Source organism: Methanoregula sp. (assembly GCF_049690535.1).
Taxonomy (GTDB): Archaea; Halobacteriota; Methanomicrobia; order Methanomicrobiales; family Methanospirillaceae; genus Methanoregula.
The window spans coordinates 1-12,072 of sequence record NZ_JBAVMX010000086.1 but is presented as its reverse complement, the minus strand read 5'-3'; the positions used below and the strand labels follow the sequence as shown (position 1 = coordinate 12,072).

Here is a 12,072-nt window from a genome sequence, read left to right as displayed (position 1 = left end):
AACAAAGTAATGGAAATCACTATACTTCCACTGTAATTTGTATAGGATGAACCCTTCTCTTTTTAAGAAAGCCTCATAAACGCGCTACAGTGGCAAATCTCAATGCCTCTGGTATGTTCCATCGTTCAAAGTAAGGTTAATCAGGTATTGTTGGGATAGCATCAATCAATCATTGAATTTTGGGACGGGATATTATGGATAAGTCAGAACGGGAAAACCTACAGGATGGTATTGCCAGAATAACACAATTACTGAAAAAAACCAAGACTGGATCACAAGAACAAAAAATACTATTGAAACAATTAAAACAATTTATGAATGGGGATATTCCAACCGCGAAAAAAAAATAAACTCTCACTCCGGCAGCATCATTTTACATTCTAGGCAGAATTGCCACATGCTTGGTACAATAACCTATTTGATTCCAAACTTACGATTCAAGCATAATGCACCGGTGCCACTATTGCGAAAAAATACTCTATGAACTCCCGTTTACCTGCCACCGGTGCGGACATAGTTTCTGCCGAGATCATATCCCTTTCGAAAAACATCATTGTTCTGGGCACTATATACAAGATTACCCGCCTACAAAAAATAAGACCTGTGTGGAGATAATACACCAAGAGGTCAATATTCAACGTGCCAAAGCGGAACGTAATCCGCTTGAACTTGATGAAAATATCTGTGAAGTTGCCCAAGCATGGGCAGAATATCTTATCACTATAGGGAAACTAGATCACGAGGATAAAAAGTATAAGGGGGGATCGACAGTTGGTAAAAGATTGCACAAAGCAGGAATTGGCTGGCAAAAATGCGGTGAAAATCTAACCACTTATACCCCGAACGATGTTGTGCAAGGGTGGATGGGTTCTCCCGGACACCGTAATAATCTCTTGAACCATCAATTCCAGAAAGAGGGTATCGGGGTTGCGTGGTATGGTGGGAGGTGTGTCTGCTGTCAGGTATTAATCTCCCCGTCAATAAGTCCAATAACTTCGATAGTAATGTTTTTTTCAACGATTGGGCTGTTCATATTTGTCGGATTGTGGAGTACTAATTCATTAATCTCATTTTTTGGTTTAGGAATATTTTTTATTGCGCTGTTTGTTGGAATTAGAAATACTATTAAAAGAAGGCGCAAAAAGAGACGCATATGAGGGTTATACCCGACTTAAATCCCAAAACTGACATTTTCCCCATTTACCACACTTTCACCCATTCCATAAAAGTAACGCGATGCCAGACCCCTTGGCGTTAATCTTTTGATACGTCGGGAGGGTTCAATCCCTTTGCATCTGCCCGCAGTCTGGGCACATCCATCCAACCGGGGAATATGTGCGCGATCCAGTGCGGATATATATCCGTTGCATCTTAAATGATTGGTTAGTTTTCTTATGCTCACAAATAGGGTGTTTCAGATCGGGCATAATAGATGTACTACAACTTTAAAGGAAAAGAACCTTTGCGCGGGCGCGGATTATAGGGTAGGAAATATGAACACGCATGTCTGTATGTGTCAACAGATAAAGAATCTTGTACATAGATGAAGAAGATCGTCCTGCTGGTACTGGGTTTTTTCTTCCTGATCAGCGGCGCATCGGCGTACCAGGTCTATATTTATGCCCCGGATACCCTGACCGTGGGAGAGCCTCTCGTGGTCAACGGGACGACCACGTTTGGTATCGGGACCCCCATCGATGTTGTGCTCTACCAGCAGGTGACCACCAGTACCGAAATCAAGCGTGTCGTTGCTTATGTGCAGTCTGATAAAACCTTCCGCGTGGTTTTTGACACGACACTCCTCCCTGTCGGGTTGTACAAGGTGGAAGTACCATCGGGAGGCACGGGGGACTCGATTACCATGCGACAGGTGAACCTCATCGATCGCTCTGATGAGATTATCCTGACCTCCCAGATGACGCAGACCCTTTCGGATAAACTGTCTATTACGGGAAAAATTACCGTTGATACAAACTCCGGTGTCCAGATTGTGGTGATCGGGCCGGACAACTCGGTAATCTACGGTCCCCAGTATGTGAATACTGATTCATTGGGTGGAATTAACGTGGCAGTCCCGATCAGCCAGACCGGGGATTACGAAGTCAGTTTTACCGATGCGGAGGGATACATTGGTTCAAGAATGATCAGTATCATCGGGGGACATGAGACTGTCTCAACAGAGACTTCGTCAACAGAGAATCCGGTAACAACACCTACCCTGATGTCAGCCCAGGGAAAATCATCCCGGGATACCCCCGCTTATTTTATTGTCCAGCCTGCCGGTAACGGCCCGGTCACCGTCTCCACGTCCACCTCTGTCGACTGGGTGGTTGAATACACCGATGAGAATGGAGACCTTCATACGGTTAACGATCAGGGAGAATCCGCGCCCGAAGTAGTAGTCGTGAATGGTGCGGAGACTCCCCTGTATTTCAAAGTATATCCCTACAAGTATTCGTTGAGCGCAGTCGTCACACTCTACGCTGATAACGCGGATTCGATTGAGGTAAGTCCGACAGTGCCTGTGGCGTTCGGGGGGAATCAGTCCCCGGTATCTTCGACGGAGACGCAAAAATCCCCGTTGCTGGGGGCCGGCAGCCTGATCGCCGTATGCCTTGCCGCGCTCTTCATTCATCTGCGCAGGCGTTGATCCTTACGGCCGGATTTTTATCCCGCTCACGGTGTCTTTTTACATCCTGTCAAGCCCAGGGAAACCGTACTGATAAAGAAGCCTTTTTTATATTACGCGGCCAAAAGAGTAAAAACACATGCCGGGGTAGTCTAGTCCGGTAAGGCGGTGGCCTTGAAAGCCACTGGTGCCCCGCACCTCAAGAGTTCAAATCTCTTCCCCGGCGTCTTATTTCTGATTTTCCTGTTTTCCCCCTCTCATAGTGCATAACACCGGGTCTCCCCGGGGTTGGCAATCCTGTTGCGCCCGGTAAAAGATTGTGCAATACAGGACTCACAAAGATGTTCCCTCAGATGAGCCATGACAACGATCGACAGGAAAGCGACAAGAAACTAGTGCAGGACTGTTGTATTCCGGACATCTGTGCAAGCCGGCACCATATCACTGTTTTTATGAGTGAGGAACTCCTACTATAGTATAACCGGATACGGGTGTGAACCATCGATGTGCGTTGCAGTTCCTGCTGAAGTCATGGAGATCAAGGAGGGGAATGTCGGGGTCGTGGACTACGGCGATCTCAAACAGGAAGTCAGGCTCGATCTTGTTGATGTCAAGGTTGGGGAGTTCGTACTCGTGCATGTGGGTTTTGCAATCCAGCGTCTCTCCCGCGAGGAAGGACTTGAGACCCGGGAGATCTTTAAACAGGTCTACGCCGCGCTGGAGGAGTGATGCACGAATACAGCATCGCTTACGATCTGTATGCGACCGCAAAAAAAGCAGCGCTTGACCATCAGGCCACGCGGGTAAAAAAGATCAGCGTCGATGTGGGGAAAATGGCGATGGTGAACCCCGAGCAGGTGATCTTTTTGTTTGATACCATAAAGGAGGACGATCCGCTCTTTACCACGGCAGTCCTTGCCTGCGCCGAAGTGGAGCCCGAGACGAAATGCCCCTGCGGATATTCAGGGAATGAGATCTATGTCTGTCCCCGATGCGGGGCGCTGCCGGAAGTAGTCCGGGGCCGGGAGATTGTCGTAACCAATGTTGAGATAGAGGTGGCGGACTAACGATGAAAGTCAACATGATGCATGGCGCCGGGGGCGAAGTGATGGGTGAACTGCTCCAGACGCTCACGAAATTTTCCCACAACAATGCCGGTGGGATCGGCCTTGAATCGCTGGATGATGGGGCCGTAATCCCCATTAACGGTACCAATATTGTCTTTACTACGGATTCCCACGTGGTGCGCCCGATCTTTTTCCCGGGCGGGGATATCGGCCGGATTGCGGTATGCGGTACGATAAACGATCTTACGATGATGGGCGGCCGCCCCGTCGCTCTCTCGTGCGGGATGATCCTCGAAGAGGGATTTGATGTCGCAGACCTCGAAAAGATCGTCTGTTCGATGGACGAGGCACTTGGGGAGGCCGGGGCCAGCCTTGTCACGGGAGATACGAAGGTCGTCGAGAAAGGGGCGCTTGACGGGATCGCGATCAATACGGCCGGTATCGGTGTCGCAAAGACCATTGTGCGGGACAACGGCCTCGTCCCTGGCGACGTCATCATTGTCTCGGGGACCCTTGGCGATCACGGCATTGCGATCATGGCCCACCGCGAAGGCTTCGATCTCGGCGAGCAGATCCGGTCCGATGTCGCTCCCCTCTGGGGAATGATGGAGCCGGTCCTTGACGCGGGGACCATCCATGCGATGAAAGACCCGACCCGGGGCGGGTTTGCGAGTGCCATTAACGAGATGGCAAAAAAGAGCCACGTGCAGGTAAGGATCGAGGAAGAGCGAATTCCGGTCCGCAGAAATGTGAAAAGCGCTGCCGGGATGCTCGGCATCGACCCGCTCGAAGTGGCAAACGAGGGCAAAGTGGTGATGGGGGTGCCGGCTGCCGATGCAGATGCGATCCTTGCGGCACTCCGCTCGCACAAGTACGGGAAGGAAGCCGCAGTTATCGGCAGAGTCGTCGCCGGCTCCCACGTGATCATGGAGACGGCGATCGGTGGCGAACGGTTTATTGAGCCACCCATGGGCGACCCGGTGCCCCGGGTCTGCTAAAACATTTTTTGTGGTGAGTGCGGGACAAATCACAGTTTCCCGCAGTGTTCTTTTTTTTTAATTCCTGCGGTTTACCTTCCTCGGATTGCTTGCCATCTGCCCGTTTTGTATTTTAATGTTTGAAAAAAAGTTCCCTGTGTGCCGGGGTCCCTGAACTGTTCACCCTGATATATACCCCATCAGCAGCTCAAGTGCTTCAAGTTCCTTCTTCCCGCCGCACTTCCGGACGATGCCGGCATGGTAATCTATCCAGCCTTTCAGTACTGGGTCCCGGGTTGCCCGGTACCTTGTCGCGTGCACGGTCGCATCGATGATACTGTTGAACCCCCGGTTCACCGGGTAAACTGCAACCTCTTCGATGATCTCTTTTTCCTGCGTGAGCCGGACCATCATCGCCTCATTTGTCTTGCGTTCCACCGTTGCGGTAAATGCGATCCATGCCCCGGCACCGGAAAGCCGGTACATTGTCCTTCCTGCCACCGGCTCTTCCACAAACGCATCGCGGGAGAGATCCTCAAAGGCGGTCTGCACGTACAGCACAGGATCGTGGACGAGGTTTGCGACCACCCAGCCGTCCCGTTCAACGTTTTCCGCGGTGTGGCTGCCGGAAAAAAGGATCATGCTTGCTGTTTTGTCCCGGTAGTGGATGCCGATGGGCGCCGCGTTAAAGGCGGTGGTGGCAATCACCTCGTTGATACCGCCTTTTATGAGTCCCATTCCCATCCCTCGCCAAGTGCGATAAAGATCGCCGCAATCGTGATATCGGCAATCGAGCCCGGGTTGATGCCGGCTTCAATGCATTCCGCATCAAAAGTTTCCAGCACGCGCCGGCCGTCCAGCACCTCGCGGGCCTTTGTCATGGTATCCTCCGCGACCGCCCGACCGTGCTTTTTGATGATAAACGTGTCCGGCTCGGTGGCAAGCAAGGTAAGAAACATCTCTACGATCGCCTCCCGGCCCGGCCCTACCTGATGGAGGATATTAGCACCGCGCCGGGTGAGTACGAACCCGTTGATCCATTCGCGGGCGACCATGTCGTTTGGCGCCGAGTGCTGCATGATGTCGAGCAGGGTCAGGTTCCTTTCGCGGAGCTCATCGAGTGCTTTTGGATCGTTCACGTCAAGCTCGTCATCCGTATTCATCCGGACAGAGGTAAGAGCAAACGCCTTGTAGAACGCGACCGCATCGGAGACATCGGTACGGGCAATCGCTTTTATGGCACCGTCAATACCGTTGCCGTACACAAGGGGAATAAGGAGGATGAATGCGCCAAAATGCGTGTTCCCCCCGTTGTGTACGTTCGTCTGCCGGACTGCATGCCCGATGATTTCGCCAATCCTTCCTTTACCGGAAGCCGCCTCTTCCAGTGCCGGCCGGGCAAAGATAGTAGACGCAAGAAAATGTTCGAGTCTCGTATCCGGATAATCATGGCACCGGTCCACGTTCCCGGGTTTTGGGAATGCCAGGACCTCAAGCATCATCGCAAGCTGTGCCCGTTCAGCTGCACTCATCAGGTGGGACGTCATGGAACACACGGCTCATCAGGGTATCTGAGAGCTCGCGTTTCCGGCGCATATATTCTTTCTTTGGGATGCCGTCCTGCGCAAGCGTCATGTCCCGGAACATGCAGGGTGATGAGGTCTTGCAGCACCATGCAAGGCTGCCAAAACAGGTGTGGGGACCGCCTTCGAGCGGCGTGCCTTTCACTGAATCCAGTTTTAACCGGATGTACTCTTCCTTTGAGAGCCCGATGCGCGAGAGCGCCGGGATGAGCGGGCACTCCTTGACCGGCATGCAGCAGAATGTGAGCGCCCGGAGATCGCCGCCCCGGCAGAGCTGCTTTGGGGAGTTGTACCAGCCTTCCTCATCTGCATACCGGGTGATGGCTGCATCGAGGCCGGCAAGCGTATGCTCATCGGACTGCCGTGCAAGCGAGATGAGATCGGCACCGTGGGAGAGCATATCCCGCATTTTATCGAATGTCGTAATGGAGTTGTTTGCGATAATAAGAAGCGGACAGCTGTTCCGGATCTGCCGGAGTTTCGGGATGCCGGTATCCATGAGGTCGACATGGAGGATATCGGCACCGGCCCCCCAGAGCGCCCGCACGAGCGCCCGGTCATCTGCGGTGACTCCGACACGCATCTTGACCGAGACCGTGACCTCCTTTGCCTTGAGCGCTTTTACAACCGCAACAAGGGCTTCGGGATTTTTGAGGTAATATTCCCCCGCCCCGGCTGCAATCATGGGTGCCTGCCGGCAGTGGGCATCGATCTCGTAGATTACCGCATCGCCGAATACATCTGCGATGGCGGCAAAGGCGGCCGGGGAACTGCCCCGCAGATTAATGCCGGCGACCACATCGCAGGTTTTGAGCCGATCAATCTCTGCACGCAGCGCCGGTACCGGATCATCGTAGAGAAATTCCCTGCGCTCCCCGCCGGCGGCAATCAACCGTGCCGCATCCATGGTGGGGGCATCGATCGCGTATCCCCCGATGAATGCGACCCCGATATGTGCCTTACGGTCGAGCACGTACCCTGCATCCACGATGCCGGCCATGGATGAAATCGCTACCGGTGTCCTGACCACGTGGTCGTTGATGATAAGGCCGAAGCGCTCGAATGCATCCATCATAAGTTCATATCAGTTGCAGGTCGCATGTAAAATGTCTTTGGATCTGACGTGACAGGATTCATGCTTCCGCATTTTCCATGAAACACAGGTTTTTCATGTCTTCATTCTACGGTGAAAACTACGTGCATGAAGATCGTTTGGTAATAATTTTTAACGATCACCGTAATACTATTTGTTATATGGTTACGAAGGGAATGTTACTCGTAGGCCACGGCAGCACGATGCCCTACAACAAGGAACTCATAGAATCGACCGGAAAACTGATCGCGGCCCAGACATCAGAGTTTGTGGTCAAATGCGGTTTTATGAATATCAATAAACCCTCCATCAAGGATGCGCTTGCCGAGTTCAGGAAAGAAAATATCGATACGCTTGTGGTCGTCCCTCTTTTTCTTGCAAAAGGCGTCCACATCGAAAAAGACATTCCCTCCGAAATTGGTCTTCCTGAAGGATCGAAGAAAGGGACTTTTACCCTTAACGGGAAATCCATCCCGCTCGTGTACGCAGATCCTATCGGGATCGACCCGCTGCTTGCTGAGCTGATGGTCAAGAACGCCCGTAAGGCGCTTACCCTTATCTGAACCGGCATATGCGGATCCTGGTACTCGATACGATCCATGGCGGCTGTGAAATCGGGGAAGCGTTTGCCCGGGCCGGCCATACCGTTAATATGGTTGACGTGTACCGGGGCACGACACCTGGCGCTGCAGAACGGGCCGCACAAGAGACATACGACCTCATTGTTGCCCCGGTGCACCTTGACCCGGCTCACCCGCTGCTTGCCGGACGCTCCGGCTCGGAGCCGGTGATCTCCCATCACGAAGCGGTGCGACAGCTGCTTGACGGCCGTGTGCCCCACCCGATGATCGAGATCACCGGGGCGCAGGGAAAGACGACAACGGCGCACGCACTCGCGCACCTGCTGCCCGGCCCCGGTGTCCTGCACACGTCAACCGGGACATACGCGATGCCCGGGGGAACGTTGCTCTTTAAAAAAAGTATTACGCCGGCCTCGGTGCTTGCGGCTGCAGAAAAGGCGACCTCCCTTAATGGCTGGCTTGTCGCTGAAGAGTCTCTAGGGGTGACCGGCGCCGGCGACCTTACCGTCATCACTTCCCCGTCTGATTACCGGTGCGCCGCCGGGAAAAAAAGTGCGCTTGCAGAAAAGATGGCATCGGCCAGAAAAAGCCGGCGCCTCCTGCTCGCCCCCGGTATCCCGGCCGTGGCACATGCTGATGCCGTGCAGCTGGATGATGTTGCCCGTGTCTCCGGCACGAAATGCACGATTACCCTCGGCGACCGAACCTCAACATTCACGAGCCCCCTGCTTGCCCTCTCCGGGTACCGGGTCCCTCTTGCACTGGCCGGCGCGGCCGTGGTGATGCTCGGGTACGATCCAGTACCTCTCTCCACCTTTGCCGGTGTGGCAGGGCGCATGTCGGTAAAAAAACATAATAACGTTCTTGTCATTGACAATGCAAACAGCGGTACCACCGCTGGAACAACGATCGATGCAGCCCGTTACGCCCGTTCCTGTGCAGGATCTCCCGACATCACGCTGGTGATTGGATCGGTCAAAGGCGATGGTGCTGTCTGCGAGGGGTTCCCACAGGACCAGATCAGATCCGCAATCGGGACGATCCGGCCCCGGTCGGTCATCTGGGTGGGCGACCCGCCGGAACCGGCGGAAGAACCCGGGGCTTCTTTCCCGTGGAAGATTGACGCGGTCTGTCCGACCCTTGAAGAGGCCGAACGTCGCGCCCTTGAAAAAACAACGACCGGCGCCATTGTGCTTGCGGTCAAGACCTGGAGATAAAAATGATGCCAGCACGATTCATGCACCCCCGCCCGAGTTCGATCGTGGCCGCACTCTATACCGCACGTGACCTCGAAGTGGATGTCGCCATCCTGCACGGCCCCTCGGGCTGCTCGTTCAAACACGCCCGGCTTCTCGAAGAGGATGGGATGCGGGTACTCACGACCGCGCTTGCGGACAACGAGTTTATCTTTGGCGGCCAGAAGCCGCTTGAAGAAGTGCTGCGGTACGCCGAAGACCATTTTGCCCCAAAGAAGATGGCCGTGGTTGGCACCTGCGTCTCGATGATCATCGGCGAGGATCTTGCGTCCGCCATTGACAGCGCCGGCGTCACAACACCGACGATCGCGGTCGACATTCACGCGGGCTTCCCGGAAAATATTGCCGGCGTGCTTGCGACCCTTGACGCGGCAAAAGAGGCCGGCTGGATCACCGGGGACGAACTCGTCCGCCAGCACCGGCTCATGGAGAAAGCAAACGAGGTCGAGAAAATCCGGGGCGCCGCCTCGCAGGCATACATCGAACCCTCGCGGGGTGACTTAAAACACGTCGCTGCACAGCGCCTCATCGAATGCGCAAAGAGCGGGGTAAAGGGCGTCGCGATCCTGAATGCAAAAAAGGAGACCGCATACATGTTTGCCGACGAACTGATCGCGCTCCACGATGCCTCCCCCGGTGCGAATATCACGTACATCGCAAACGTCGATAACCGGGGCCTGCCCAAGGTCCGGGTGGATGCCCAGAGGATCCGGGACGAGATGACAAAGCGCGGCGTGCCGCTGGAAGTGATCGGGGCGCTGGACGAGTACGGGGCAAACGGCGATGCGCTCGGGGCCCGTATCCGGGAACTTGCACCTCAGTTTGCGTTTATCGTGGGCGTTCCGCATGCGATCCCGCCGGAATATACCAATGGGATCGAGTGCTTCTCGGTGACAAACGGCCCCCGGCAGGTCGCGCCGCTCCATGCGATCGGGCACCAGCACGTGCTCGTCGAGATCGACCTCCACCCGAAAACGCTGGGCGTGCGGGATATCGTGGAGAGCGAGTTTGGCGCGGTGATCAGGAGCCTCGCACGATGAAAGCTGTACTTATCACCGGCGACCGGTCCGGCAGCGGAAAAACGAGCATCACGCTTGCCCTTGCAGCGCTCTTAAAAAAACAGGGAGTTGTCCAGACCTTCAAGGTCGGGATGGACTATATCGACCCATCGTACCTTGCCGCAGTCTCGGGCCGGCCCTGCCGGAACCTTGACAATTTTGCACTTGGTGACGGTCAGGTCCGTGATATATTTTCGTTCGGGTGCCGGGGAGCCGATATCGCGCTTGTCGAAGGGGTGCGGGGTCTTTACGAAGGGGCCGAGGCACTGGACGATACCGGCAGCACGGCAGCCATCGCAAAAACGCTCGACCTGCCGGTCGTGCTTGTGGTCTCGGCACAGAGCATCACCCGGAGTGCTGCCGCGATCGTGAAGGGGTTCCAGGCATTCGATCCCGATGTCCGGATCGCCGGTGTCATCCTCAACCAGGTCAAGGGTGGCTCGCACACGGATAAAGCGACGCGGGCGATCGAGTACTACTGCGGCGTGCCGGTGATCGGTGCGATCCCCCGGATTGAGGAGATGCAGCTTGCCATGCGCCACCTCGGCCTTGTCCCGTACCGCGAGGGTGCGGGCCGGGGGGATTTTGACGAGCGGATCAGGACGATCACGGACATTATCGGGAACTATGTGGATCTCGACCGGCTCCTCGCGCTTGCAAAGGATATCTCCTCGTCCCAAAAGAGTTCGCCGCTCGACCCTGCGCCGGAATCAGACGTGCGTATCGGGGTTGCCTACGACGAGGCGTTCAACTTTTACTATGCCGATCTCTTCGATGTCCTCTCATCGCTTGGGGCCAGTGTCGTGCAGTTCAGCCCCGTCCACGACCGGCTGCCGGGGGCAGACGGGTACATTATCGGCGGGGGCTACCCGGAGCTCTTCGTGCCGGAACTTGAGGCAAACGACCGGATGCGCGAGGCGATCCGCGATGTATCAAAGAACGGCACGCCCGTTTACGCGGAGTGCGGCGGGCTCATGTATCTCACCGACAGGATGGTGCTCAAAGAGGGCTGGCAGGGCAGGAAGTCAGAACTCTCCGGCGCGATGTGCGGGGTATTTCCGGGCGAGACCCGGATGCCGGCAAGGCGCGTGGTCAGTTATGTTGAGGGGACGAGCAGTGCCGGCTGCCCGATGGGTGCTGCACGGTTCCGGGGCCACGAGTTCCATTACTCGGAAGTGGTGCTCGACCCATCGACCCAGTATGCCTACCAGCTCTCGCGGGGCATCGGCATAAAAGACAAACTGGACGGCGCAGTGACAAAGAACACGCTCGGGAGTTACACGCACCTGCACCCGGTGGGAAGCCGGGATATGTTCCGGAACTTTGTCGATGGGTGCCGGAAGTGAGGGTTCGTTTGCCGGGTGTAAATCAAATTCTGTAGTTTTTATTCGCATCTTTACTGTGAGGGATTGGAGAGGCTGATCAGAGAAGAAATCGGAAAAAGACCGGGTATCATCCGTCAGCAGAGTCCATGGTAAATTATTCGAGGGCTCCCCGCCATGAAGGCCCCTCCGGGGCACGGCGGGGCAAGGGATTTTTTGTATTGATTTCTCTTTTAATTTTAGTTATTGATCCACCGTTGAGGGCTTCCTGCCGGGGGCGGCGGCACACATCGTAATTATTCTGCTACGATCTCCTCATTATTGAGGGATGATTTGCCTGATGCCCGGATCATCAACCGCACCGGATCAAAGAATAAACTACAAGACAATCCACACCCCATAAGAGTTTATGATCATTTACATTGACGGGAAATATGTGCCCGAAGGCCTCGCAAAGGTCTCCGTTTTCGATCACGGTCTTTTATACGGCGACGGCGTCTTTGAGG

Annotated in this window: 13 protein-coding genes, 1 tRNA gene and 1 pseudogene; 12 read left to right on the top strand and 3 right to left on the bottom strand. The window is 54.8% G+C overall.

Going from position 1 to position 12,072, the window contains the following annotated elements; genetic code table 11:
• The first annotated feature begins 194 nt into the window (after nt 1–194).
• The 7 genes from WCE46_RS06290 to hypE all read left to right on the top strand — a co-directional run bounded on the left by WCE46_RS06290 (nt 195) and on the right by hypE (nt 4,694).
• Nucleotides 195–350, top strand: coding sequence for a hypothetical protein (locus WCE46_RS06290; RefSeq protein ID WP_424732845.1), 156 nt, complete (start codon nt 195–197; stop codon nt 348–350).
• A gap of 255 nt (nt 351–605) precedes the next feature.
• Nucleotides 606–1,157 carry a CAP domain-containing protein gene (locus WCE46_RS06285; RefSeq protein WP_424732844.1) on the top strand — a complete coding sequence of 184 codons (552 nt, stop codon included), beginning with the start codon at nt 606–608 and terminating at the stop codon, nt 1,155–1,157.
• Between the two features lie 386 nt (nt 1,158–1,543).
• Nucleotides 1,544–2,650: a hypothetical protein gene (locus WCE46_RS06280; RefSeq protein WP_424732843.1), complete on the top strand. Its 1,107-nt coding sequence runs from the start codon at nt 1,544–1,546 to the stop codon at nt 2,648–2,650.
• Between the two features lie 120 nt (nt 2,651–2,770).
• Nucleotides 2,771–2,855, top strand: a tRNA-Ser gene (locus WCE46_RS06275).
• A 278-nt stretch (nt 2,856–3,133) separates the two neighbouring features.
• Nucleotides 3,134–3,358, top strand: a complete 225-nt coding sequence (locus tag WCE46_RS06270) for a HypC/HybG/HupF family hydrogenase formation chaperone (RefSeq protein WP_424732842.1) — start codon at nt 3,134–3,136, stop codon at nt 3,356–3,358.
• The gene (locus WCE46_RS06265; RefSeq protein ID WP_424732841.1) at nt 3,358–3,696 is read left to right on the top strand and encodes a hydrogenase maturation nickel metallochaperone HypA; all 339 of its coding nucleotides are present in this window, start codon (nt 3,358–3,360) and stop codon (nt 3,694–3,696) included. The genes WCE46_RS06270 and WCE46_RS06265 overlap by 1 nt, the downstream gene beginning before the upstream one ends.
• A 2-nt stretch (nt 3,697–3,698) precedes the next feature.
• Nucleotides 3,699–4,694 (top strand): hydrogenase expression/formation protein HypE, encoded by a 996-nt coding sequence (gene hypE, locus WCE46_RS06260; RefSeq protein WP_424732840.1) that lies wholly within the window; start codon nt 3,699–3,701, stop codon nt 4,692–4,694.
• Between the two features lie 159 nt (nt 4,695–4,853).
• Here hypE and WCE46_RS06255 read toward each other — a convergent pair whose 3' ends face one another.
• The 3 genes from WCE46_RS06255 to WCE46_RS06245 are packed head-to-tail and all read right to left on the bottom strand — an operon-like array spanning nt 4,854 to nt 7,331.
• On the bottom strand, nt 4,854–5,411 hold the full coding sequence (locus tag WCE46_RS06255) for a DUF447 domain-containing protein (protein ID WP_424732839.1): 558 nt from the start codon (nt 5,409–5,411) through the stop codon (nt 4,854–4,856).
• Nucleotides 5,399–6,220, bottom strand: a complete 822-nt coding sequence (locus WCE46_RS06250) for a triphosphoribosyl-dephospho-CoA synthase (RefSeq protein ID WP_424732838.1) — start codon at nt 6,218–6,220, stop codon at nt 5,399–5,401. The genes WCE46_RS06255 and WCE46_RS06250 overlap by 13 nt, the downstream gene beginning before the upstream one ends.
• Nucleotides 6,192–7,331 carry a methanogenesis marker 9 domain-containing protein gene (locus WCE46_RS06245; RefSeq protein ID WP_424732837.1) on the bottom strand — a complete coding sequence of 380 codons (1,140 nt, stop codon included), beginning with the start codon at nt 7,329–7,331 and terminating at the stop codon, nt 6,192–6,194. Before WCE46_RS06245 ends, WCE46_RS06250 begins: the two co-directional genes overlap by 29 nt.
• A gap of 179 nt (nt 7,332–7,510) precedes the next feature.
• Between WCE46_RS06245 and cfbA the strand changes: the two genes are divergently transcribed.
• The 5 genes and pseudogenes from cfbA to WCE46_RS06220 all read left to right on the top strand — a co-directional run.
• The gene (gene cfbA, locus WCE46_RS06240; RefSeq protein ID WP_424732836.1) at nt 7,511–7,912 is read left to right on the top strand and encodes a sirohydrochlorin nickelochelatase; all 402 of its coding nucleotides are present in this window, start codon (nt 7,511–7,513) and stop codon (nt 7,910–7,912) included.
• An 8-nt stretch (nt 7,913–7,920) separates the two neighbouring features.
• Nucleotides 7,921–9,147, top strand: a complete 1,227-nt coding sequence (cfbE, locus tag WCE46_RS06235) for a coenzyme F430 synthase (protein ID WP_424732835.1) — start codon at nt 7,921–7,923, stop codon at nt 9,145–9,147.
• A gap of 5 nt (nt 9,148–9,152) precedes the next feature.
• Nucleotides 9,153–10,226 (top strand): Ni-sirohydrochlorin a,c-diamide reductive cyclase catalytic subunit, encoded by a 1,074-nt coding sequence (gene cfbD, locus WCE46_RS06230; RefSeq protein ID WP_424732846.1) that lies wholly within the window; start codon nt 9,153–9,155, stop codon nt 10,224–10,226.
• Nucleotides 10,223–11,590, top strand: coding sequence for a Ni-sirohydrochlorin a,c-diamide synthase (gene cfbB / locus WCE46_RS06225; protein WP_424732834.1), 1,368 nt, complete (start codon nt 10,223–10,225; stop codon nt 11,588–11,590). Before cfbD ends, cfbB begins: the two co-directional genes overlap by 4 nt.
• 385 nt (nt 11,591–11,975) lie before the next feature.
• Nucleotides 11,976–12,072, top strand: a pseudogene (locus WCE46_RS06220) (branched-chain-amino-acid transaminase); the annotation flags it as partial.